Origin of the sequence: Gulosibacter sediminis, assembly GCF_030011715.1 — a bacterium.
In the GTDB taxonomy this organism is placed as follows: Bacteria; Actinomycetota; Actinomycetes; order Actinomycetales; family Microbacteriaceae; genus Gulosibacter; species Gulosibacter sediminis.
Genome location: NZ_JASCYH010000013.1, coordinates 1 through 23798, shown reverse-complemented (window position 1 = coordinate 23798; position 23798 = coordinate 1). Strand labels below are relative to the sequence as shown.

The 23798-nt window shown below is 67.0% G+C and carries 17 protein-coding genes; 8 read left to right on the top strand and 9 right to left on the bottom strand.

Annotated elements, in window-relative coordinates:
- Window positions 1-27 precede the first annotated feature (27 nt).
- The 4 genes from QM019_RS06130 to rpoB all read right to left on the bottom strand — a co-directional run bounded on the left by QM019_RS06130 (window position 28) and on the right by rpoB (window position 9233).
- Window positions 28-480, bottom strand: coding sequence for a hypothetical protein (locus QM019_RS06130; protein ID WP_282852286.1), 453 nt, complete (start codon window positions 478-480; stop codon window positions 28-30).
- Between the two features lie 4 nt (window positions 481-484).
- Entirely contained in the window at window positions 485-1690 is a 1206-nt protein-coding gene (locus tag QM019_RS06125; RefSeq protein WP_282852285.1) for a hypothetical protein, read from the bottom strand.
- A 119-nt stretch (window positions 1691-1809) separates the two neighbouring features.
- Window positions 1810-5691, bottom strand: coding sequence for a DNA-directed RNA polymerase subunit beta' (gene rpoC / locus QM019_RS06120; RefSeq protein WP_125106957.1), 3882 nt, complete (start codon window positions 5689-5691; stop codon window positions 1810-1812).
- Window positions 5692-5735: 44 nt separating this feature from the next.
- Window positions 5736-9233: a DNA-directed RNA polymerase subunit beta gene (gene rpoB, locus QM019_RS06115; RefSeq protein ID WP_125106956.1), complete on the bottom strand. Its 3498-nt coding sequence runs from the start codon at window positions 9231-9233 to the stop codon at window positions 5736-5738.
- Window positions 9234-9782: 549 nt separating this feature from the next.
- On the opposite strand from rpoB, the gene QM019_RS06110 reads away from it, so the two are divergent.
- Window positions 9783-10499, top strand: a complete 717-nt coding sequence (locus tag QM019_RS06110; protein ID WP_282852284.1) for an MBL fold metallo-hydrolase — start codon at window positions 9783-9785, stop codon at window positions 10497-10499.
- A gap of 80 nt (window positions 10500-10579) precedes the next feature.
- Here QM019_RS06110 and QM019_RS06105 read toward each other — a convergent pair whose 3' ends face one another.
- The gene (locus QM019_RS06105) at window positions 10580-12082 is read right to left on the bottom strand and encodes a catalase (RefSeq protein ID WP_282852283.1); all 1503 of its coding nucleotides are present in this window, start codon (window positions 12080-12082) and stop codon (window positions 10580-10582) included.
- Window positions 12083-12084: 2 nt separating this feature from the next.
- Window positions 12085-12585, bottom strand: a complete 501-nt coding sequence (locus QM019_RS06100; protein ID WP_282852282.1) for a Fur family transcriptional regulator — start codon at window positions 12583-12585, stop codon at window positions 12085-12087.
- Between the two features lie 117 nt (window positions 12586-12702).
- Here QM019_RS06100 and QM019_RS06095 point away from each other — a divergent pair, with 117 nt between their 5' ends.
- From QM019_RS06095 to QM019_RS06080, 4 genes are all read left to right on the top strand, one after another.
- Entirely contained in the window at window positions 12703-13575 is an 873-nt protein-coding gene (locus QM019_RS06095) for a spermidine synthase (protein WP_282852281.1), read from the top strand.
- A 60-nt stretch (window positions 13576-13635) separates the two neighbouring features.
- Window positions 13636-14205 carry a tetratricopeptide repeat protein gene (locus QM019_RS06090; protein ID WP_193128092.1) on the top strand — a complete coding sequence of 190 codons (570 nt, stop codon included), beginning with the start codon at window positions 13636-13638 and terminating at the stop codon, window positions 14203-14205.
- Window positions 14206-14327: 122 nt separating this feature from the next.
- Complete coding sequence (locus QM019_RS06085; protein ID WP_282852280.1) at window positions 14328-14819, top strand: SprT-like domain-containing protein; 492 nt, start codon at window positions 14328-14330, stop codon at window positions 14817-14819.
- A 32-nt stretch (window positions 14820-14851) separates the two neighbouring features.
- A complete protein-coding gene (locus QM019_RS06080) occupies window positions 14852-15895 on the top strand; it encodes a threonine aldolase family protein (protein ID WP_282852279.1) in 1044 nt (347 codons plus the stop codon).
- A gap of 164 nt (window positions 15896-16059) precedes the next feature.
- Here the strand turns inward: QM019_RS06080 and QM019_RS06075 are convergent, their stop codons facing one another.
- Window positions 16060-16521, bottom strand: coding sequence for a GNAT family N-acetyltransferase (locus QM019_RS06075; RefSeq protein ID WP_282852278.1), 462 nt, complete (start codon window positions 16519-16521; stop codon window positions 16060-16062).
- 711 nt (window positions 16522-17232) lie between these two features.
- Between QM019_RS06075 and QM019_RS06070 the strand changes: the two genes are divergently transcribed.
- Window positions 17233-18186: an ornithine cyclodeaminase family protein gene (locus tag QM019_RS06070; RefSeq protein WP_282852277.1), complete on the top strand. Its 954-nt coding sequence runs from the start codon at window positions 17233-17235 to the stop codon at window positions 18184-18186.
- 6 nt (window positions 18187-18192) lie between these two features.
- Window positions 18193-18747 carry an EVE domain-containing protein gene (locus QM019_RS06065; RefSeq protein ID WP_125106943.1) on the top strand — a complete coding sequence of 185 codons (555 nt, stop codon included), beginning with the start codon at window positions 18193-18195 and terminating at the stop codon, window positions 18745-18747.
- Here QM019_RS06065 and QM019_RS06060 read toward each other — a convergent pair.
- Both QM019_RS06060 and QM019_RS06055 read right to left on the bottom strand, forming a co-directional pair.
- Window positions 18744-19019 (bottom strand): hypothetical protein, encoded by a 276-nt coding sequence (locus QM019_RS06060; RefSeq protein WP_282852276.1) that lies wholly within the window; start codon window positions 19017-19019, stop codon window positions 18744-18746. The genes QM019_RS06065 and QM019_RS06060 overlap by 4 nt on opposite strands.
- Window positions 19020-19187: 168 nt before the next feature.
- Window positions 19188-19724, bottom strand: coding sequence for a DUF4916 domain-containing protein (locus QM019_RS06055; RefSeq protein WP_125106942.1), 537 nt, complete (start codon window positions 19722-19724; stop codon window positions 19188-19190).
- A gap of 113 nt (window positions 19725-19837) precedes the next feature.
- On the opposite strand from QM019_RS06055, the gene QM019_RS06050 reads away from it, so the two are divergent.
- On the top strand, window positions 19838-23798 hold a 3961-nt coding region (locus tag QM019_RS06050; RefSeq protein ID WP_282852309.1), incomplete at its 3' end, for an ATP-dependent helicase.

Sequence of the window (23798 nt, the reverse complement as noted above, 5' to 3'; positions counted from 1 at the left end):
CTAGTCTAACCAGACAGAATGTGGCGGTCAAGCGTCGCGTGTCGCGGAGGCCGTCAGATCGACACTCCGGAGGATGCGCGTGACGTCGCCTTCGACGCCATCGGCCTGCTCGAGCAGGTAGGTCGCGACCGCGGTAAGCACAAGCGTATCAGCGCCGGCTTCGAGCAGTTGTACGCGATAGCGCACACGGACGGATGCGCCAGCTTCGTCGCGCTGTAGCGTCGCGATCTCGACGCCGGGACGCGGCTCGGCAAAGGTCTCGCGCTCGGCGACCTCGGCGCCTGCGGCCACCAGTTGCTCGCCGAGAATCTCGTCGGCCTGTTGCGCGCCGACCTGACCCGGCCACTTGTCGAGGGTGACGAGCACGTTCGGGCGGAAGTCGCCGCTCACGGCAAGGTGGCGCACTCCCCCGAGCGTGCCTTCCCACTCGAACTTCTCCCAGCCGTTCGGTACCTCGAACGTCGCGGCGACCTGCGCCATGAAGTTAGCGTCCCTCGTCAAAGGTGATCGACGTTCGCTGGGCCTCGTACTCGCGCTCCTCGGCCACCTTGCGCTCATACTCGGCGCGCTCTGCGGCATTGCGCTTCTTCACGCTGCGGCCGCGCAGGGCGGCGATGCCACCGATCCACAGCGCGCTCTCACGACCCGCGATGAAGGCGAGCAGCGCACCCGGCAGGTGCTCGGCCGAGCGAATAGCGGTTTCGAAGGTGTCATTCGACCAGGGCTGGCCATTCACGACGTCCTGGAAGGCGACGCCCACGTAGTAGCCGCCGCCCGTCAGCACGGCCGCGATCAGGCTCGCGACGATGTACGACCACCAGCCCGCGCGGTTCGCAATGAGCGACCACACGATGAGGAAGATGCCGAACAGAGCTACCGGCACGTAGAACGGCGCCGTGCCGATGAACTCGAAGATGCCACCGACGAAGTCGCCGCCGGTCGTGAAGATCATGCGGGCGGCCGCGAATGCGACCGCATAGAGGGCGCCGAATACGACGATTGCGAGCAGCGCGGTGAAGAACGCGAAGCCGCGGTTGCCACGCTTGTCGGGCTCAACAATGAGCCCCTCCGTCGGCGAGGTCGTCGGGGCCTCGGTGGGCGTCGCCGGTACCGGGTCGTCGAGCTGCGTCGTCGCGGGGTCGGCGTCGGCGTAGATATCGGGTTCATCGGTGCGGTCGTTGACCGCACCGACGGGCATATCGAGCGGCGCGACGTTCGCGTCCGTGGCGGACTCGGCCGCCGGCGCATCCGTGCCGTAGGCATCGGCGTCGTAGGCGCGCGTCGCCGTGTCAGGCTCGGCGTCGAGCGTTGCGCCCGCCCCAGTTTCGTCGACCGGGATCGAACGCGAGCGGGCTACCGCTTCGTTGAGGCGGGCATCCCCCGCGGGCGCTGCGCCCGGCGCGTCGAAGCCCTCGGCGGGTGTCTCGCGCGAGGTCTCGCCATCGGTGCCGACGGCAAACGCGTTGCTCGGCTGCTCGCCCGCATCCGCCGGCGCCTCGGGGACGGGCTCGGATACTGCGGCGGGCTCGGATGCTGGAGTCGGGTTCTCGACCGGCGCGTCCGTCGCCTTCGGCGCATCCGCCTGCTCGGGCTGCGAAGCAGCCGAGGCGGGGCGCTGTGGCAGCAGGTGCGGGTCGACGGTCGTGCGGGGCCCATCGTCGTACGGCTGCGGTCGGTACTGGTCACTCATGCCGCCAGGGTAACCGTGCGCGGGCCCGAAACCCGGCTACGGCACGCGGAAACGGGCGATGCCCCGAACCTGGAGGTTCGGGGCATCGCTGTGGAGTGCGAGTTCGGTTGCGACGACTTCTAGTTGAAGTCGATGTTGCCGAAGTCGTCGTTACCCGAGAACGAGTCGAAGTCAGCGAACGAGAGGTCGTTGCTGAAGTCGAGCGCGTCGGCCTCGGCGTACGGGTAGCGCTCGTTGCGCGCTTCTTCGGTGGGCTCAACGACCTGCTCCGAGTACTCGGGCATACCGGTACCGGCGGTGATGAGACGACCGATGATGACGTTCTCCTTGAGGCCGAGAAGCGGGTCGGTCTTCTGCTCCATCGCCGCCTGCGTCAGGACGCGGGTGGTCTCCTGGAACGACGCGGCGGACAGCCACGACTCGGTCGCGAGCGACGCCTTGGTGATACCCATAACCTCGGGGCGACCCGACGCGGGGCGGCGGCCCTCGGTCACCGCCTGGCGGTTGGTCGCCTGGAAGCGCTGGCGGTCGACGAGCTCACCGGGAAGCATGTCGGTCTCACCCGAGTCATTGATGGTGACCTTGCGCAGCATCTGGCGCACGATGACCTCAATGTGCTTGTCGTGGATCGGCACACCCTGCGAGTTGTAGACGTCCTGCACGCCACCGACGAGGTATTTCTGCACCGCGGTGGTGCCGAGCACTTCGAGCACGTCCTTCGGGTCGAGCGGACCCTCAACGAGCTGCTGGCCGGGCTCGACGTGGTCGCCGTCCTCGACGAGGAACTCCGAGAAGCGCGACACCGGGTAGGTGAGCGTCTCGTCGTCCTTGTTGTCGGGCTCGAGCACGATCTTGCGCTGGCGCTCGGTGTCCTGGAACGTGACCGTACCGGCCACCTTCGCGAGCGGCGCCGCACCCTTCGGGGTACGAGCCTCGAAGAGCTCCTGAACACGCGGAAGACCCTGCGTGATGTCGGCCGCACCGGCAATACCACCGGTGTGGAAGGTACGCATGGTCAGCTGCGTGCCGGGCTCACCGATCGACTGGGCCGCGATAATACCGACGGCCTCGCCGAGGTCGGCGAGCTCGCTCGACGCCATCGAACGGCCGTAGCACTTGGCGCAGACACCGACCTGCGACTCGCACGAGAGCACCGAACGGATCGTCACTTCGCGGACTCCCTCACCGAGCAGGCGCTCGATGAGCACGTCGCCAACCGACTCGCCCGCGTGAGCGAGCACGTCGCCTGCGGCGTTCGTGACGTCGGTCGCCAGCGTACGTGCGTACACCGAGTTCTCGACGTTATCGGCGAGCGAGACGTTGCCGTCCTTGTCGGTCTGCGCGATCGGCAGCACGATGCCCTTGTGGGTACCGCAGTCGTCTTCACGAATGATGACGTCCTGCGACACGTCGACGAGACGACGCGTGAGGTACCCCGAGTCGGCGGTCTTGAGCGCGGTGTCGGCAAGGCCCTTACGAGCACCGTGGGTCGACGAGAAGTACTCGAGCACGGTCAGACCCTCGCGGTACGAGTGAATGATCGGGCGGGCGATCTTCTCACCCTTCGGGTTTGCCACGATGCCGCGCATACCGGCGATCTGACGAACCTGCAGCCAGTTACCGTTTGCACCTGCCGTCACCATGCGGTGAATCGAGTTGGTCTCGGGGAACTGCTCCCGGGTGTCGGCGGCGACGCGTTCGGTCGCCTCCTCCCACAGCGCGATCGTCTGGTCGCGGTACTCCTGCTGCGTCGACAGACCCATCTGGTAGTCCTCGCGCAGCTGCGCAACCTTGGTCTCGGTCTCGGCGACGATCTCGGCCTTGGTGTCGGGGATCACGACGTCGGAGAACGACAGCGAGATGCCCGAACGCGTGGCCCAGTGGAAGCCCGAGTCCTTGATGCGGTCAAGCGTGGCCGCCACTACGTCCTTGTCGTACCGCTCGGCGAGGTAGTTCACCACGCCCGAGAGACGACCCTTGGTCATGACGTCCTCGAGGTACGGGTAGGTGTCGGGCAGCAGTTCGTTGAACAGGGCGCGACCCAGCGTCGTGTCCTTGACGACCGGACGACCCTCGACGAAGCCCTCGGGGGCCTCGGCCGGGTGGAACGTGACGCCCTCGAGGCGGATCTTGACCGGAGCGTTGAGGTGCAGCGTGCCCTCGTCCTGCGCCATGATCGCCTCAGCAACCGAGCCGAACACGCGGCCGGCGCCGGCAGCATCCTCACGAAGGAAGGTGAGGTGGTACAGACCGGCAACCATGTCCTGCGAAGGCAGAGTCACGGGGCGGCCGTCCGACGGCTTGAGGATGTTGTTCGACGCGAGCATGAGCACGCGGGCCTCAGCCTGTGCCTCAACCGAAAGCGGCAGGTGCACGGCCATCTGGTCACCATCGAAGTCAGCGTTGAACGCCGAGCACGCGAGCGGGTGCAGCTGGATCGCCTTACCCTCGACGAGCTGCGGCTCGAACGCCTGGATGCCGAGACGGTGCAGCGTGGGCGCACGGTTCAGCAGCACGGGACGCTCACGGATGACCTCTTCGAGGACGTCCCACACCTCGGGCTTGGCGCGCTCAACGGCACGCTTCGCGGCTTTGATGTTGCTCGCGTGTCCGAGGTCGATGAGGCGCTTAATCACGTACGGCTTGAACAGCTCGAGCGCCATCTGCTTCGGCAGACCACACTGGTGCATCTGCAGCTGCGGGCCAACGATAATCACCGAACGACCCGAGTAGTCGACGCGCTTACCGAGCAGGTTCTGGCGGAAGCGACCCTGCTTACCCTTCAGCATGTCGCTGAGGGACTTGAGGGCGCGGTTACCGGTACCCGTGACGGGACGACCGCGGCGGCCGTTGTCGAACAGTGCGTCGACGGCTTCCTGCAGCATGCGCTTCTCGTTGTTCACGATGATCTCGGGCGCACCGAGCTCAAGCAGACGCATGAGGCGGTTGTTGCGGTTGATCACGCGACGGTAGAGGTCGTTGAGGTCGCTCGTTGCGAAGCGGCCACCATCGAGCTGCACCATCGGGCGCAGCTCCGGCGGGATCACGGGGATCACGTCGAGGACCATCGCGGCCGGCTTGTTCTCTGTCTGAAGGAACGCCGTGACGACCTTGAGACGCTTGATGGCGCGGATCTTCTTCTGACCCTTGCCGTTCTGGATCTGGTCGCGCAGCAGCTCGGCCTCGGTCGCGAGGTCGAAGTCCTGCAGGCGGCGCTTGATCGCCTCGGCGCCCATGTGGGCTTCGAAGTAGTCACCGTAACGGTCGATGAGCTCGGCGAAGTCGGCGTCGTCCGGCTTGAGCTCGCCAACCTTCAGGTTCTTGAAGCCCTCGTAGACGCGCTCGATCTGCGCGATGTCGTTGTCGACGTCCTTGCGGATCCGAGCCATTTCCTTCTCGGCCGCATCCTTGGTCTTCTTCTTCTGGTCGGCGGTCGCGCCCTCTTCCTCGAGTGCCTCGAGGTCCTTCTCCAGCTGCGCCATCCGCTCGTTGATCTGCGAATCACGCTGCTTGCCGCGCGTGTCGACCTCGAGGTTCTTCTCCTTTTCGAGGTCGGTCAGGTCGTCGCGACGACCCTCTTCGTCGATCTCGACCACCATGTAGGCGGCGAAGTAGATGACCTTCTCGAGGTCCTTCGGCGCCATGTCGAGCAGGTAGCCGAGGCGCGACGGAACACCCTTGAAGTACCAGATGTGCGTCACGGGCGCGGCGAGCTTGATGTGGCCCATGCGCTCACGGCGCACTGCCGACTTCGTCACCTCAACGCCGCAGCGCTCACAGATGATGCCCTTGAAGCGCACGCGCTTGTACTTACCGCAGGCGCACTCCCAGTCGCGCGAGGGGCCGAAGATCTGCTCACCGAACAGACCGTCCTTCTCGGGCTTGAGGGTGCGGTAGTTGATGGTCTCGGGCTTCTTTACCTCGCCACGCGACCAACCGAGGATGTCCTCGCTTGTAGCCAGCCCGATGCTGATGCTGTCGAACTTAGTTGCGTCGATCAATTCTTGATTCTCCCTAGGAACAAAGCTTCGTAATCGGGGGTGGACTAGATCTCGTCGACCGAAGACGACTCGAAGCGAGTGGAGATGTTGATGCCGAGTTCTTCGGCAGCACGGTAGGCGTCATCGTCGTTCTCTTCGAGGCTGACGATGGAGCCATCGGCGGCGAGCACCTCGACGTTCAGGCACAGCGAGCGCATTTCGCGCACGAGCACTCGGAACGACTCGGGGATACCGGCCTTCTGGATGTTTTCGCCCTTGACGATCGACTCGTAGGCCTTCACGCGGCCGACAATGTCGTCCGACTTGATCGTGAGCAGCTCCTGCAGGGTGTAGGCGGCGCCGTAGGCCTCGAGGGCCCACACCTCCATCTCACCGAAGCGCTGGCCACCGAACTGGGCCTTACCACCGAGCGGCTGCTGGGTGATCATCGAGTACGGGCCCGTCGAGCGCGCGTGAATCTTGTCATCGACGAGGTGGTGGAGCTTGAGCATGTACATGTAGCCCACCGAGATCGGGTCGGGGAACGGCTCGCCGGAGCGGCCGTCGAACAGACGAGCCTTGCCGTTTTCCTTCACCATGCGCTCGCCGTCGTCGTTCGGGCGGGTCGAGGTGAGCAGGCCCTGGAGCTGCTCCTGGCTCGCACCGTCGAACACCGGGGTCGCAACCTTGGTGCCGGGGGCCACGTGGAAGGCTTCCTCGGGCAGGTTTGCAGCCCACTCCGGGTTGCCCTCGATGTCCCAACCCTGCGTCGCGATCCAGCCGAGGTGCGACTCGAGCACCTGACCGAGGTTCATGCGCTTCGGGATACCGAGCGGGTTCAGGATGATGTCGACCGGCGTGCCGTCCTCGAGGAACGGCATGTCTTCCTCGGGCAGGATCTTCGCGATGACACCCTTGTTGCCGTGACGGCCGGCGAGCTTGTCACCCTCGGTGATCTTGCGCTTCTGGGCAATGTAGACGACCACGCGCTGGTTCACGCCCGAGCCGAGCTCGTCGTCACCGTTCTCGACGTCAAACACCTTGACGCCGATGATGGTGCCGGTCTGGCCGTGAGGAACCTTGAGCGAGGTGTCGCGCACCTCGCGGCTCTTCTCGTTGAAGATCGCGCGGAGCAGGCGCTCTTCGGCGCTCAGCTCGGTCTCGCCCTTCGGGGTGACCTTACCGACGAGGATGTCGCCAGCCTGCACCTCGGCGCCGACGCGGATGATGCCGCGCTCGTCGAGGTCCTTGAGCATGTCCTGACCCACGTTCGGCAGGTCGGCGGTGATTTCTTCCTTACCGAGCTTCGTGTCGCGAGCGTCAACCTCGTACTCCTCGATGTGGATCGAGGAGAGCACATCGTTCTTCACGATGTTCTGGCTGATGATGATCGCGTCCTCGAAGTTGTGACCCTCCCACGGCATGAACGCCACGAGGAGGTTCTTGCCGAGCGCGAGCTCACCGTTTTCGGTTGCAGGGCCGTCGGCGATAACCTCGCCGACCTCAACGCGGTCGCCAGCGGTGACGATGACGCGGTGGTTGTAGCAGGTACCCGCGTTCGAACGCTCGAACTTGCGGAGCCAGTACGACTCGCTGCCGCCCTCATCGGTCTGCACGACCACCTGGTCGGCCGACACCGAGGTGACGACACCGGCGTGCTGCGCGGTGACCACGTCACCAGCGTCGATGGCGGTGTAACCCTCCATACCGGTGCCGACGATCGGCGAGGTCGAGCGCAGCAGCGGAACTGCCTGGCGCTGCATGTTCGCGCCCATGAGCGCGCGGTTCGTGTCGTCGTGCTCGAGGAACGGGATGAGCGAGGTACCAACCGACACCATCTGGCGCGGCGAGACGTCCATGTAGTCGACCTCACCGGCGGGCACGAGCTCAACCTCGCCACCCTTGGTGCGCACGAGCACGTCGTCCTCGATGTAGCGACCGTTGGCGTCGAGCGGCGCGTTGGCCTGGGCCACCACGAACTCGTCCTCGTCAGCGGCGGTGAGGTACTCGATGGTCGGCGAGACAACGCCGTTCTCGACGCGGCGGTACGGCGTCTCGATGAAGCCGAACGCGTTGATGCGCGCGAACGTTGCGAGCGAGCCGATCAGACCAATGTTCGGGCCTTCAGGCGTCTCAATCGGGCACATGCGGCCGTAGTGCGAGGCGTGCACGTCTCGCACCTCGACGCCGGCGCGCTCACGGCTCAGACCACCCGGGCCGAGCGCGTTGAGGCGACGCTTGTGCGTAATGCCTGCGAGCGGGTTGTTCTGGTCCATGAACTGCGACAGCTGCGAGGTTCCGAAGAACTCCTTGATGGCAGCGACGACGGGGCGCACGTTGATGAGCGACTGCGGGGTGATCGAGTCGATCTCCTGCGTCGTCATGCGCTCCCGCACGACGCGCTCCATGCGGCTGAGTCCGGTGCGGACCTGGTTCTGGATCAGCTCGCCGACGGCGCGGATGCGACGGTTACCGAAGTGGTCGATGTCGTCGATGTCGAGCGGGATGTCGGTGAGCTCGCCGCCGTTGCGGGTGCCCTCGATCGTCGTCTCGCCCTTCTGGAGCGCGACGAGGTACTTGATCGTGCCGACGATGTCTTCCACCGAGAGCACCGAGTCGCTGATGGGCGCCTCGAGGCCGAGCTTGCGGTTGATCTTGTAGCGACCGACCTTCGCGAGGTCGTAGCGCTTGTCGTTGAAGTAGTAGTTCTCGAGGAGCGCCTTGGCGGCCTCCGAGGCCACCTGCTCGCCCGGGCGCAGCTTCTTGTAGATGTCGCGGAGCGCGTCTTCTTGCGTCTGGATCTTCGGGTCGTCCTTCGACAGCGTGTCGAGGAGCGTCTCGTAGCCAGCGAACTCGGCGCGGATCTCTTCTTCCGACAGGCCGATGGCGCGCAGGAAGACAGTGACCGACTGCTTGCGCTTGCGGTCGATGCGAACGGCAACGAGGCCCTTCTTGTCGACCTCAAACTCGAGCCAGGCACCGCGCGAAGGAATCACGCGCGACGAGTAGACGTCGATGTCCGAGTTCTTCTCGGGAGTGCGGTCGAAGTAGACGCCCGGCGAGCGCACGAGCTGCGAGACGACGACACGCTCGGTGCCGTTGATGATGAAGGTACCCATCGGGGTCATGAGCGGGAAGTCGCCCATGAAGACCGTCTGGGTCTTGATCTCGCCGGTCTCGTAACGCATGAACTCGGCCTCGACGTAGAGCGGGGCCGAGTAGGTCTTGCCGCGCTCCTTGCACTCGTCAATCGAGTACTTCTCGGGCTCGAGCTGCGGGTTGCGGAACGTCAGCTGCATCTGATCCGCGTTGTCTTCGATGGGCGAGATCTCTTCGAAGATCTCTTCGAGACCCGAGACGCGAGGCACATCTGTGCCCCCGTTCTCGATCTCATAGTCGCGACGAGCCTTCCAGTACTCGTTGCCGATGAGCCAGTCGAAGGACTCGGTCTGCAGCGAGAGCAGATCCGGTACCTCGAGCGTGTCCTTGATGTTCGCGAACGACAGGCGGTGAGCGTCGCGACCGGACTTCGGCGTGTAAGTTGCGTTATTCGCAGCAGCCAAAAGAGTTACCTCCACAGGTCCCGCTGGCCAGCGGGACGCGATTGCATTGGGCGTGAGGGTGGCCCCGCCGTCCGTTGCCGAAAGTCATCGCCTCCCCTGTGATTCGGAGGAATTCATCAGGTTCAGAACCTGGAACTCGACTCCTGCCACAGCACCCGTAACGCGCGTTTCGGGCTGAGGGACTTGTGAATTGCAGCAACCGAGCCGACCGCAATATGAAGGCAAGGAGCGACGAAGCGCAAGGATCTACTATAACCCGACACTATTCGCAGTGTCCAGAGAGAGTTTTGTCGATCCCGGCGCAGCGTGCAGCCTACCCCATCTCCGGCTAGCGATCTCGGCGTCGCGATCCTGGCTGCTGTGCGGGGCGAGGTCGAGGTGGAGGCGGTTCTTGCGCTCCTTCTTCTCTGGCACCGCCACAAACTCGATCGGCTGTTCGGAATCGATGACGGCGGTGTACCAGCGCAGACTCATGCATGAAGGCGAGGCCCGATCTCTGGATGTCGGGTGCGGATGCGCGGGGCCAGGCTCCCCCGCTAGCGTCGTACCATGTCGCATCCCTTCTCCCCCAAGCTCGACGCGTTCGGCAACCTCGAGCTTCACTACGCCGAGGTCAACGATTACGAGAACAACTGCTACGTCATCGTCGACGTGCCGACCGGGGCGGCGCTCATCGTCGACGCCGCCGACAACCTCCCTGCGATCACCGAACTCGTCGACCTGGCCGGCCGCCGCGCCACCGACGCCGGCGCGGCGCAGGTGCACGTCGTCGGAGTGCTCACGACCCACCGACACCAGGACCACTGGCAGGCGCTCGAGGCGACGAAGGCCCACTTCGAGGTGCCGAGCTATGCAGGTGCCGAAGATGCGGGCGAGCTGCCCGGCGCGACCGAGCACACGCTCGACGACGGCGACACCATCGCGCTCGGCGGCCAGCAGATCGAGATCATTGGCCTGCGCGGCCACACGCCCGGCTCGGTCGCCCTCGCGCTGCGCGTGCCCGAGCATCCGGTGCGCCTGATCACCGGCGACTCGCTCTTCCCCGGCGGCATCGGCAACACCTTTGGCGACACGGATGCGTACGCCCAGCTACTCGGCGACGTGGTCGAGCGCGTGTTCCACCGCTTCGCGGACGACACCATCTTCTATCCCGGCCATGGCCTGCCCTCAACCCTCGGCCGCGAGCGCGGTTTCCTCAACGCCTGGCGACTCACCGGCGGGCTGCCGCCTGCCGACCCGGGCAGCGACGCGTTCCGAGGCGAGTAGCCCGAGCCTCCGAAACCGCGCGTGGCGCCCCCGATTGCTCGGGAGCGCCACGCGCGGTCTGTTGCTGTCGGAACTTGGCGCTACACGCCGGGCTCCGGGTCGCCGCCGGGGATCTTACCGGCGTTGGCGAGGCCCTCGCGGACCTTCGCCTCGATGCGCTCACCGGTGGCCTGGTCGACGTTCTTCCAGTACTGGAAGGCGTTCGAGAGGACGGGCTCCCGCACGGTGGCAAGGCCGCCGGCGACGGTGTTCACGAAGCGCTCGCGCTCCGCGTCGTCCCAGACCTCACGCACGAGCGCGCCGGCCTGCCCGAAGTCGTCGTCCTCCGCGTGTAGCTCGTAGGTGCTGCGCACGAGCTCGCCGTCCGACTCCCAGCTGTTCTCGACCTGGCCGAGCTCGTCGGCGTAGGGGCGACCGAACGAGTTCGGCGCGTACACGGGGGCGTCACCCGAGTGGTCGAAGCGCATGTTGCCGTCGAACGTGTAGCTGTTCGTCGGGTTGATGGGCTGGTTCACCGGCAGCTGGTTGTAGTTCGTGCCGATGCGGGCGCGCTGCGCGTCGGCATAGGCGAAGCTGCGCGCGACGAGCATCCTGTCGGGCGAGATGCCGGTGCCGGGCACGTAGTTGCCGGGCGAGAACGCCGCCTGCTCGATCTGCGCGAAGAAGTTCTTCGGGTTCTCGTTGAGCGTGAACTTGCCGACCGGGATCAGCGGGTAGTCGCTGTGCGGCCACACCTTCGTGAGGTCGAAGGGGTTGAAGCGGTAGGTCTTCGCCTCCTCGTAGGGCATGATCTGCATCTTGATCTGCCAGCTCGGGAAGTTGCCCTCGGCGATCGCATCGAACAGGTCGCGGCGGTGGTACTCGGCGTCTTCACCCGCGAGGCGCTCAGCCTCTTCGTCGGTGAGGGTGTGCACCCCCTGGTCGGAGATGAAGTGGTACTTCACCCAGAAGCGCTCGCCCTCAGCGTTGATCCACGCGTAGGTGTGCGAGCTGTAGCCGTTCATCTCGCGCCACGAGCGGGGTAGGCCGCGCGAACCCATGAGGTAGGTCACCTGGTGGGCCGACTCGGGGTTGAGGGTCCAGAAGTCGAACTGCATCGTGTTGTCACGCAGGCCAGAATCTGGCAGTCGCTTCTGCGAGCGGATGAAGTTCGGGAACTTGATGGGGTCGCGCATGAAGAACACCGGAGTGTTGTTGCCGACGATGTCGAGGTTGCCCTCTTCGGTGTAGAAGCGCAGCGAGAAGCCACGAACGTCGCGCCAGGTGTCGGGCGAGCCCTGCTCACCGGCGACCGTCGAGAAACGGATCGCGACGCGACCCTTCGCGCCCGGCTGGAAGGCGGCGGCGCGCGTGTACTTCGAGACATCCTCGGTCACCTCCCACTCGCCGAAGGCGCCGGCGCCCTTGGCGTGCGGGTTGCGCTCCGGAACGCGCTCGCGGTTGAACGCGGCGAGCGTCTCGATGAGGTGCACGTCATTGAGGGTGATAGGCCCGTTCGGGCCGACGGTCAGCGAGTTGCGGTTGCTCTCGGCGGGCGCGCCATTCTGGCGAGTCGCAGGTGCATTGGGATCGATCTGGGTCACGATCACTCCTGTTCTTCGGTAGGGGTGGATGGGGTGGTCTGATTGGGCTGGCGGGCGGCGTTGCGCTCGGCCAGGCAGTCGGCACAGAGGCCGCGGTACGTCACCTCGGCGAGGTGCACCTCGAAGCCGGCCTCGTCGACCGGGTGGAGGCACGGCGCGGCGCCGACCGAACAGTCGACGTCCACGATGGTGCCGCAGTTGTCGCACACCAGGTGGTGGTGATTGTCATCGGTGCGGGTTTCGTACCGAGCCGGCGAGTTCGGCGGGTCGATGCGGCGTACAAGGCCGTGGTGTTGGAAGTCGCCGAGGCTGACGTAGACCGCCTGCTTCGTGAGGTGGGGCACCGCGGTCGACGCGCGTGCGTGCACCTCGTCGACCGTCGAATGCGGATGCTCGACGAGTGCTTCGAGCAGCGCGATGCGACGCGGCGTTACGCGCAGTCCGACCGCGCGGATGCGCGCGGCCCACGCCTCCGGGGCGGGGTGCTCATGCGTCGTGGTCATGTCACAACAATATCGCTCTTTTGAATTAATCAAAATAAGGTGAACCTAAGTCGTGCCGTCGAGTTGGCTGGATGGGCGGGGCGATGCCGTTGTTGACCGGGCGGCCATAATCGAATCATGGCGCGCCAGCACTCCCCCGACCTCACCCGCACTCTCGCCTCCGGCCGGCAGGCCCAGTTCGTCCTCGATGGCGAGATCGTGCAGCTCATTGTCGACGGCACACCGCAGTCGCAGGTCGACCGGGCTGACCCGACGAGCCTTGGCTTCGGCTACATCCGTCACATGGGTCACGTGCTCGACCTCGCTTTCCGTGAGCGACAGGCAATCACGGCACTGCACCTCGGCGCCGGCGCCCTGTCGATTCCGCGTTACGTCGAGGCGACACGCCCCGGCTCTCGTCAGCAGGTGATCGAGCTCGAGCGCGATCTCGTGGAGTTCGTCCGCGAGGTGGCGCCGCTGCCAGCGAGCGCGTCCATTCGGGTTCGCTATGGGGATGCGCGCGAGCAGCTCGCAAAGCTGCCGCGCGGCCTGGCGGGCAGCGTCGACGCCATCGTCGTCGACGTGTTCGCCGGCCCGTCGACACCGGCGCACGTCACAAGCGTCGAGTTCTTCCAGGCGATCGCCACCTTCCTCGCGCCCGACGGTGTCGTGCTTGTGAATGTGGCCGACGGGCACGAGCTGCGCTTTGCCCGCGGCGAAGTGGCGAGCATCCGCGCCGCGATCGGTCCGACACTGCTCATTAGCGACCCCGCGGTACTCAAGGGCCGCCGCTTCGGCAACATCGTCGCGGTCGCGAGTCGCGACGAACTCGAGCTGCCGATGCTCCCGCGCCTCGCCGCATCCGGCTTCCCGCCCGCCACCGTGCATTCGGCTCCACAGACGATCGAGTGGCTGCGGGGCGCGAGCGAGGTGCACGACGCCGACGCGACCGACTCACCCGTGCCGGGTCGGGGCATCTTCACCACCGGCCGCGCGCGCGAGCGCGGCTAGCTCCGCCCGCGCCGGGGTGGCACGCGCGCATTTGGAGGAGGGCGCATTACTCTCGGTGGCGTGTCTGACTCACCGATCATTCTTGGCTATGACCCCGAGACGCTGCGCGAGCGCATCGATGTGGATGCGGCGACGGCACGGCTAGAAGAGATTTCGCAGTTCCGTTCCCTCGCCGCCCTGAATGAGCAGGTCGCGCTGCTGCGCATGCTCGACCGCCTCGACGAGGCGTTTGACAAGGCGCAGGATGCGGCCCGGCAGTCCCGTTTCACTGGCTCGCGCGAGGACTCGCTCGCGGCGCGCGTGCGCCGCGCGCAGGTTACGCAGTACCAGGGCAAGCTCGACCTGTCGTTGAACGAACTCACGAACTGCGTCGAAGAGGCGATCGCGCACGACTGGGCCGAGCTCGCCGGGTTCGCGCTGCAGCACCGTGGCAAGGTGCTGTTCGAACTCGAACGTTACGACGAGTCGCTTGCCGATTTCGAGCGCGCGCTGAAGTTCCGCGAGGGCGACGGGATTCCCGCCGACCACGCCAACTCGACGAAGTTCGCGATTCGCGTCGTGCGGGCGAAGCTCGAGGGCGACCGCACGCCCGACGAGTTCGACGAGCCCATCACCTCGATCAACGCCTAGCAGGGCGGATTTTTTCGGCGCCGACGATCATGTCGGAGGCCGATGCGATGCTGTCGTTGCCGTGCGGGGCAGTACGCGGCGGCGCCCGAGTGGCGCGGCCGCACGAACGAGAGGCAGTGACCATGGCTGATCTTGATGAGGTGCGCACGCGCGCCACCGAACTGATGACGCGGCATCTTTCCCGCGACTGGGTGTTCCGCTTCGACACGGCGAAGACTCGCGCTGGTCTGTGCAACTTCACCAAGCGCACCATCTCGGTGTCGCAGTATTTGGCCGCGCGCTCGACGCTCGCCGACGTCGAGCAGACCCTGCTGCACGAGATCGCGCATGCCCTCGCCGGGCCCGACGCGGGCCACGGCGAGGTGTGGCTCGTGCTCGCGCGCAGCATCGGTTACACCGGAAGCCGTACGCACGACGGCGCGGTCGCCCGCGAGTTCGCGCGCTGGCACGGCGAGTGCCCGAACGGCCACGAGGTCGTGCGCTTTCGGCGGCCCACGCGGCCGATGTCGTGCGGCAAGTGCACGCGGCGATTCGACCGGCGTTTTCTCATCACGTGGCGAGAGCGATCGCCCGAAGAACTCGCGGCAAGCGCCGCCGGGGCCGCGCGCTCGTAGAACGCTCGGCCGCGCGGGGCAGAATAGTCGCCGTGATCTCATCGCTGCATGACGCTAACCAGTACCACTTCGGCTCCGACAACTACGCCGGGGTGCACCCCGAAGTGCTTGAGGCGATCGTCACGGTGAATGGCGGGCACGTGCTCGCCTACGGCGACGACCCTTACACCCTGCATTTGCAGGAGGTCGTGCGCGGCTGGTTCGGCGAGCAGGCCGAGGTCTTCCCGGTGTTCAACGGCACCGGGGCGAACGTGGTGTCATTGCAGGCGATGCTGCCGCGGTGGGGCACGGCCATGTGCACCACCGCGGCACACATCAACACCGACGAGCAGGCGGCGCCCGAGCGCGTCGGCGGCATCAAGCTGCTGCCGATTGAGGCGCCCGGCGGCAAGCTGCTGCCCGAGTTGCTCATCGAGGGCGACTCCGACGACGTGCACCGCGCATCCCCGCAGGTGGTGTCGGTGAGCAACTCAACCGAGCTCGGCACGGTGTACTCGGTCGACGAGTTCGCGCGCCTCGCCGAGGCGGTGCACGAGGCGGGCATGTTCCTGCACCTCGACGGCTCGCGCCTGAGCAATGCCGCGGCAGCCCAGGGCGTGACGCCGGCCGAGCTCGCGCAGGGCGCCGACGTGATCTCGCTCGGGGGCACGAAGAACGGCGCGCTCGGCGCCGAGGCGGTCATCGTCGTCAACCCGGATGCCGTGGCCGGCACCGCCTACCTGCGCAAGATCACGACGCAGCTCGCGTCGAAGCAGCGCTTCGTGTCGGCACAGTTGCTCGCGCTGTTTGAAGGCGACCTGTGGCGCCGCAACGCCGAGCACGCGAACGGGCAGGCGCGCGAGCTCGGCCGCCGGCTCGCCGAACTGCCTGGCGTCGAGGTGCCGCTCGAGGTCGAGGCGAACGCAGTCTTCCCGGTGCTGCCTGAGGGCGTCGCCGACCGCGTGCGCGCACACGACACGGTTCGCTTCTACGACTGGCCGCCGATGCCCGGCGCCGTGCGACTCATGGCGTCGTGGGATACCCCGGATGCGGCCATCGACGACCTGGTCGAGGCGATTCGCGCGGAGCTTGGCTAGGCGGTTCTCGGTAGCTAGTCGTTGTTGGGCTCTTCGATGTCAGTGTCGTAGCGCAGTAGATCGCCCGGCTGGCAGTTGAGTGCGATCCACGAGCAGCGAGACCAGCGCGAGCGTGTGAGCGGGTTGGGGTTCGACGTGTTGTCGGGTCACTCACGGCGTTGGCGTCAGCTGAGTGACTTGGTTCGGCGCCGTTCGAAGAGGGTCATGTCAGGTCGTTCATCGAGCTTGACGTTGCCGTCCTCGCTCCATCCGTGCCGTTCGTAGAAGCTCGCCGAGCGGGCGTTGCCATCGAGGACCCAGAGGGAGGCGGAAGCGAATCCGTCTTCACTGAGCGCGAGTTCGACGGCTGAGATCAGCGCATGCCCGACGCCGGTCGACAACGCGGATGGGTGCGAGTCGAGGCCCCCGAGTTCGCCCTGGTCGGAGAATCTTTCGTCCCGGCCCGGCCCGGAAGACGCCCAGTCGACGATCTCGCCGTCGCGGTCTGCGACGGGTGTTTGCCCTTTCGCGTTCGGCTCGCTGATGGTCCGACGCCATCGCTCCTCGCGCTTCTCGATGGACTGCCCCTCGAGCACATCGTTCGGCATGAGCCCTCGGTAGGCGGTCTGCCACGAGGCAACGTGCACGATCGCGATTCCGTGCGCATCGTCGATGGTTGCGGTCCGGATTACTGGTGTTCACCCCATGCGTCCTGTTGATACCACCGCCGTCAGCCGGGCCAGGCTTCGCTTGCCTCTGTCTGCAGTTAGGGGTCGCCTGGAGCATTGGTGCGAGGAGGAGTGTCTCCGGCGCTCTCTCCGAGTCACGGTCATGTCGGTGGATCGTGGTGGAGTCATTGCAAGCACCAAATTAACCCGAACGACGTCATCGAATCCATGTCGGAGGCTCGTGGTGAAGTAGTTCCACTCCCCCAGAAGCGGCAAAACTTCCGTTGATAACCAGGCACACCTGTGTCGACAGCACCATATTCTGAAGCATCAACGACCGTGGAGATACCGGCACTTGGGCAACGGTGTCTTCGAGTGGGAATCACCGCTCGGGGAGGTCTTCATCACGCGCGCCGACCCGGTCGGGCCGCAACGTCCTGTCTTCAGACCCGCCGACGGGCTCGGGGAGAACTCTGCCTACGACCCGACCACAGATCCAGCACCCTTCTCAGGGAGATGAACTCTGTGCCTATGAAGAACTCTGAACGTATCCAATCGACATCCCGCTGCAAGCACGACGTTGCTGCGGGTAGCATTTCAGCCAGGCACGGCCGCCCTCCCGCAACGGGGCGGCGACGCCCCGGTATTCGCCGCTGCATCCCGTCGAGCGTTGAAGGAGCACCCGCTTCCGTGAACATCCCACACATCACCAACAAGCACATCCTCGATCACATTCGAGTCGGTGACGCGGTCGACGCCCTCGAGCGCGCGCTGAAGACCGAGATCGACCCGTCGCAGGACTTCCCGCGCAGCTTCTTCCAGCTCGACGAGGGCAAGCGCCTGCTCTTCATGGCCTCGCATGCCCCCGACTGGGTCGGCGCGAAGATCATGTCGGTCAACGAGGGCAACCCGGCCCGCAACGTTGACCGCGCGCAGGGGCTCTACGTGCTCATGGATGCTCTGACAACCACGCCGAAGGCCGTCATCGACGGCGACGAGCTCACCGACCTCCGCACCGCCGCCATGACGAGCCTCGTCACCTCGCGCTTCATCAACCGCGACTCGAGCAGCGTCGTGATGTACGGCTACGGCGCCCAGGCACGCAAGCACGCGCACGTGCTGCGCGAACTGCACCCGCAGCTCAAGCAGCTCGTCGTCGCCGGCCGCAACGCTCGCAAGACCGAAATGTTCGCCGCCACCGCGGCCGAGCTCGGCTGGAACGCCCGCATCGGCCAGGCTATGCCGCCGCAGACGGCGATTCCGCAGGCCGACCTCATCATCACGGCCACCGGCTCAGGCGAGCCCCTCTTCGACGGCTCGCTCGTGCGCCCGGGCACCCTCGTGGTCGCGCTCGGCACACACAACAACGAGCGCAGCGAACTCGACACCGCCCTCATGGCACGCTCGAACGTCATCGTCGAAGACATTGACACGGCGGTCAACGAGTCGGGCGAGATCGCCCACGCGATCGCCGAGGGCGTGCTGCACCGCGAGTCACTCATCCCCGTGCGCGACGTCGTGCGCGGCGAGGTGCGCATCGACCGCAGCAAGCCCACCGTGTACAAGACCGTGGGCATGCCGTGGCAAGACCTCGTCGTCGCCGGCGAGATCTACACGCGCATGCCGAGCACCGCGCTGCGCTAAGCCACCGTGGCGATTCGATACTGGCTGCTCGTCCACCCACTCGATCGCGCCCGCGAGCTCGTCGAAACGGGCGTCGCGCGCGTGACGTGGGGCAACGAGCAGCCAGTTTCATCATTTCGTGAGGCCGATGGCATCGTCATCTACTCGCCGCGCGAATACAACCCCGACGGCGAACCGCTGCGCGCCGCCGTCGCCGCGGGGCGAGTCACCGGCGAGGCTTACCAACTCGGCGGGCACGGCACGCCCCGCTGGGTCGCGCCGGTCGACTGGCTCCCGGGCGCACGCATCGCGCCCATCCGGCCACTGCGCGACATGCTCGAGCTCACGCGCGACACCAAGTTTTGGGGTGAGCAGCTGCGCGATGGCTGGGTCGAGCTCTCGCAGCGCGACTTCATGATTCTCGAGGATGCGGTGCGACCGGCCACGCCCGAACCGAGCGGCTTCGCGATCGACGCGCTCCGCGACGGCGCGAGCCGCACCGAGCATCCGAGCAGCGCGCCTGCCGCAGACACGCGAGCGCGCGCCGAGCAGGCGTGGCGCGACTGGGACGCGAACCGCTAGTAGCTGTGCGACGAGTAACTCGATGAGTTGTTCAGTTCGCTGAACACGGCGGTGAAGAACAGCCCGCCGGTCACCGCGGCAATGATGCCCAAGATAATCGCCAGCGCGATGCCGATACCGATCCAGATGAGGTAGGCACGGGCAAAGTTGCGCTTCGCGAGCGAGCGACCGTCGCCGGCCGCGAGCACGACCATGTAGATGAGGCCGACGAGAGGAATGCCCATCAGAAAGATGGTGAGCACCCAGCTGCCGACGCTGTCGGCACTATCCACCTGCTGAGCGGGCTGCTACCCGGCCGTCTGATACCCCTGCTGGTAGTAGGGCTGCTGGGGGTACTGCGGGCTCATGCTTCCTCCTGAGAGCGGGCGCGGACACGGCGAACGTACATTCTGATGGTTGCCCGCGGGCAAAAGTTCCCGCTGCCGCGAACTCGGTGCTCGCTACCAAGCACCGAGGAAGCCGATGGCCTGACGCAGAATCGCGCCACGCCCACCCTCAAGCTCCTCGAGCAGGTCGGGGTCCTTCGCCTCGTCCGGCGTGACCCACGTGACCTCGAGCGCATCCTGACGCGGAATGCACTCGCCCGTCACCGGCACGATGTACTCGAGCGCGACCGCGTGCTGACGCTCGTCGTAGAGCTCAGTCACGGGCAGCGGCGAAAACTCGGCGACGGTAAATGGCTGCAGCGAGGGAGGCAGCTGCGGGAAGGCCATCGTGCCGAGGTCCTTCTCGAGGTGACGCAGCAACGCGCTGCGGATCGACTCGCCGTAGTGCACGCGGCCCGACACGAACGTGCGGGTGATAAGTCCCTCGGGGTTTGCGCGCAGCAGGAGGCCGATTGCCTCGACTTCGCCACGGCCGTCGAGCAGCACTGGAATCGCCTCGACATAGATGATCGGCGTGCGTCGGCGGATGAGCTCGAGATCGTCGTCGCTCAACCAGCCTGAAGACTCGGGGTCGGGGGTACTCACGTCCATGTGCTCATTGTGCCGCATTCCGCCACGAGTGCGGGGAGCTTGTCGGTGGGTGGTGGTTTGATCAAACGGTGAGCAGTTCGGACGCCCTGACCGGGTTCAGCGAGTCGACCACCATGTGGTTTCGTGGCGCGTTCGACGCGCCGACGCGCGCCCAGCGCGAGGCGTGGGGCGCCATCCGACACGGCCACCACACGCTCGTCGTCGCCCCGACCGGCTCGGGTAAGACGCTCGCGGCGTTCCTCTGGGCGATCGATCAACTCATCCAGGAGCGTGCGAGCGACGCGGGTCGGGGCACGCGCATCCTCTATATTTCGCCACTCAAGGCGCTCGGCGTCGACGTCGAGCGCAACCTCGCCGCCCCGCTCGTCGGCATCCGCCAAACTGCCACGCGCCTCGGTCACGAGGTGCCCGAGATCACGGTCGGCGTGCGCTCGGGCGACACCACGCCTTCCGAGCGCCGCGCGCAGGTGTCGAATCCGCCCGACATCCTCATTACGACGCCCGAGTCGCTCTACCTGATGCTCACCTCAAGCGCGCGCAAGGCACTTCGGGGCGTGCGCACCGTCATCATCGATGAGGTGCACGCCGTTGCGGCGAGCAAGCGCGGTTCGCACCTCGCCCTCTCGCTCGAACGCCTGGATGCGCTGCTCGAGTCGCCGGCGCAGCGCATCGGCCTCTCGGCCACGGTGCGGCCGCTCGAGGCGGTCGCGCGTTTCCTCGGCGGGCAGGCGCCGGTCGAGATCGTCGCACCCGCGAGCGAAAAGGCATTCGACCTGCAAATCGTCGTGCCCGTCGCCGACCTCAGCGACATTCCCGTCGCGGAGCCGCAAGACGAGCTAGTTTTCGGCGACGCGACCCAGGGCATCCGCGACCCCGATCCGCGACGTACCGGCACGGTTTGGCCGCACATCGAGTCGGCGATCGTCGACCGCGTACTCGAGCATCGCTCAACGATCGTGTTCGTGAACTCACGCGGGCTTGCCGAGCGGCTCACGGCCCGCCTCAACGAAGAGTACGAGCGGCGGCTCGCCACGGCCGAACCGCCAAGCACCGAACCCGCGCCCGCAACCCGCACGCTCGGGGCCCAGCTCACGGGCGGCTCGGGGGCGTTCGACGGCGCGAGCGCCGACCTCGCCCGGGCACACCACGGTTCGGTGTCGAAAGAGCAGCGTGCGCAGGTTGAAGATGCCCTGAAATCGGGCGTCCTGCGCTGCGTCGTCGCGACCTCGAGCCTCGAGCTCGGCATCGACATGGGCGACGTCGACCTTGTCATCCAGGTCGAATCCCCGCCGAGCGTCGCGAGTGGGCTGCAGCGCGTCGGCCGGGCAGGCCACCAGGTCGGCGAGGTGTCGCGGGCTCGGCTCTACCCAAAGCACCGGGCGGATGTGCTCCACACCGCCGTCGCGACCTCGCGCATGCTCGACGGCAACATCGAGCGCATGACCACCATCGACCAGCCGCTCGACGTGCTCGCGCAGCACACTGTGTCGGCGGCCGCGCTCGACCGCTGGAAAGTGCAGGAGTGGCTCGCGCTCGTGCGGCGCAGCGCTCCGTTCGCGCAGCTCAGCTCGGCGCTGCTCGAGTCGGTGCTCGACCTGCTCGCCGGCAAGTACCCGTCCGACGAATTCGCGACCCTGCGGCCCCGCCTCGTGTGGGACCGTGACGCCGACTGGTTCGAGGGTCGCCCAGGCGCACAACGCCTCGCCGTCGTTTCTGGCGGCACGATTCCCGACCGCGGCATGTTCGGGGTGTTCATGCTCGACGGCACTGATGGCGGCGGCAAGCGCGTCGGCGAGCTCGACGAAGAGATGGTCTACGAATCGCGCGTGGGCGACGTCATCGCGCTCGGCGCGACGTCGTGGCGCATCCGCGAAATTGGCCCCGACCGCGTGCTCGTCGTGCCGGCATTCGGCGAGCCCGGACGGCTGCCGTTCTGGAAGGGCGACGGCATCGGCCGCCCCGCCGAGCTCGGCGCCGCGATCGGTGCCATCGTGCGCGAGATCGCCGCGAACGATGCTCGCCTGCCCGACGGCCTCGCCCGGGTGTGCGACGACTTCGCGCAGGCGAACATCACGGCGTACGTGCGCGAGCAACTTGAGGTGACCGGCCAAGTGCCGACCGACCGCCAGCTCATCATCGAGCGCGTGCGCGACGAGCTCGGCGACTGGCGCATCATCCTCCACTCCCCCTACGGCCGCCCCGTGCACGCCCCCTGGGCACTCATGGTGACCGCGCGCGTCCGCGAGCGCTTCGGCATGGAGGCGAGCGCGATGGCCCTCGACGACGGCATCATCGTGCGCATCCCCGACGTCGACGACGAACCGCCCGGTGCCGAGCTGTTCGCCTTCGAACGCGACGAGGTCGAGACGACCATCACCCGCGAGGTCGGCGCATCCGCGCTGTTCGCCGCCCGCTTCCGCGAGAACGCGGCCCGCGCACTGCTGCTGCCCCGGCTGCATCCCGGCAAGCGGGCGCCGCTGTGGCAGCAGCGCCTGCGCGCCGCGCAACTGCTCGAGGTCGCCCGCAAATACCCCGAGTTCCCGATGATCCTCGAGACCGTGCGCGAGGTGCTCCACGACGTCTACGACCTCGACTCACTCACCGAGCTGTTCGCGAAGCTCGCGAAGCGCGAGGTGCGGCTCGCCGAGGTAACGACCGAGTCGCCCTCCCCCTTCGCACAGTCGCTGCTGTTCGGCTACGTCGGCGAGTTCATGTACGAGGGCGACCAGCCGCTCGCCGAGCGCCGCGCGGCGGCCCTGCAGCTCGACACGAACCTGCTCGCCGACCTCCTCGGCGCGAGCTCGCTGCGCGAACTGCTCGACCTCGACGCGATCCACGACGTCGAGGCGCAGCTGCAGTGGCTCGAACCGTCGCGGCGGGCGCGCGATGCCGAAGGCCTCGCCGATCTGCTGCGGGTGGTCGGCCCGCTCACGCTCGACGAGCTGCGCCGCCGCGTGCGGCACCCCGATGCCGACCCGCACGACGACGTTGCCGAACTGCCGGATGCCCCGGCCGAGTTCGTCGAGGCACTCGCCGACACGCTCGTCGCGGCAAAGCGCGCGCTCTGGCTGCGGGTGCAGGGCACCGAGCGACTCACCGGCGTCGAGGACGCCGCGCGCCTGCGTGACGCCCTCGGCGTGCCGCTTCCCATCGGTGTGCCGACCGCGATGCTCGAGCCCGTCGCTGACCCGCTTGGCGACCTCGTGCGCCGCTACGCGCGCACGCACGCGCCCTTCCGCGCCGAGCACCTCACCGACGAATTCGGGCTCGGCCAGGCGGTCGTCGCCGACGTGCTCCGGCGCCTCGAGATCGCCGGCACGGTGCAGCGGGGCGAGTTCACGCCCGGCGTCGAGGGCGTCGAGTGGGTCGATGCCAGCGTGCTGCGACGCATCCGCTCGCGCACCCTTGCGAAGCTGCGCAGCGAGATCGAACCCGTCACGCAGCAGTCCCTCGGCGCGTTCCTGCCCGAGTGGCAGCACGTCGGCGACGAGCTGCACGGCATCGACGGCGTCGTCACCGTCATCGACCAGCTGCAGGGGGTGCCGATTCCCGCATCCGCCTGGGAGTCACTCGTGCTGCCGGCCCGCGTGCGCGACTACTCGCCCGCCATGCTCGACGAGCTGCTCGGCGGCGGCGAGGTGCTCTGGCTCGGCCACGGCGCGATCGGCACCGCCGACGGCTGGGTGAGCCTGCACCTGCGCGACACCGCCGCGTTCACGCTGCCGGAGGCCCCCGCCGATCGCGAGGCGCCGAGCCCGCTCGCGGCCCGCTGCGCCGAGGTGCTCGAGCAGGGCGGCGCGATGTTCGCGACCGAGCTCATCCGCCGGCTCGAGCAGCTCGAGCCCGACGCCGCCCCGCCGCGCATCGACGCCGTCATCGACGCGCTCTGGGAGCTCACGTGGCTCGGCATCGCCGCGAACGACGCCCTCACGCCCCTGCGCGCGCTGCTCTCGGGCAACGCGGGCAGCAAGTCGACCTCGGCGCACCGCACGGCCGCAAGGCCCGCTCGGGGCCGCCTCTGGCGCGGCCACGCCGCCGCGACCGCGGGCCCGAGCACGCCGCCGCAGGGCACCG

What these genes read in the sequence shown, in the direction of transcription:
- QM019_RS06130 (WP_282852286.1), bottom strand. Translation starts at nt 480, where the DNA reads ATGGCGCAGGTCGCCGCGACGTTCGAGGTACCGAACGGCTGGGAGAAG.
- QM019_RS06125 (WP_282852285.1), bottom strand. Translation starts at nt 1,690, where the DNA reads ATGAGTGACCAGTACCGACCGCAGCCGTACGACGATGGGCCCCGCACG.
- QM019_RS06110 (WP_282852284.1), top strand. Translation starts at nt 9,783, where the DNA reads ATGTCGCATCCCTTCTCCCCCAAGCTCGACGCGTTCGGCAACCTCGAG.
- QM019_RS06100 (WP_282852282.1), bottom strand. Translation starts at nt 12,585, where the DNA reads ATGACCACGACGCATGAGCACCCCGCCCCGGAGGCGTGGGCCGCGCGC.
- QM019_RS06095 (WP_282852281.1), top strand. Translation starts at nt 12,703, where the DNA reads ATGGCGCGCCAGCACTCCCCCGACCTCACCCGCACTCTCGCCTCCGGC.
- QM019_RS06085 (WP_282852280.1), top strand. Translation starts at nt 14,328, where the DNA reads ATGGCTGATCTTGATGAGGTGCGCACGCGCGCCACCGAACTGATGACG.
- QM019_RS06055 (WP_125106942.1), bottom strand. Translation starts at nt 19,724, where the DNA reads ATGGACGTGAGTACCCCCGACCCCGAGTCTTCAGGCTGGTTGAGCGAC.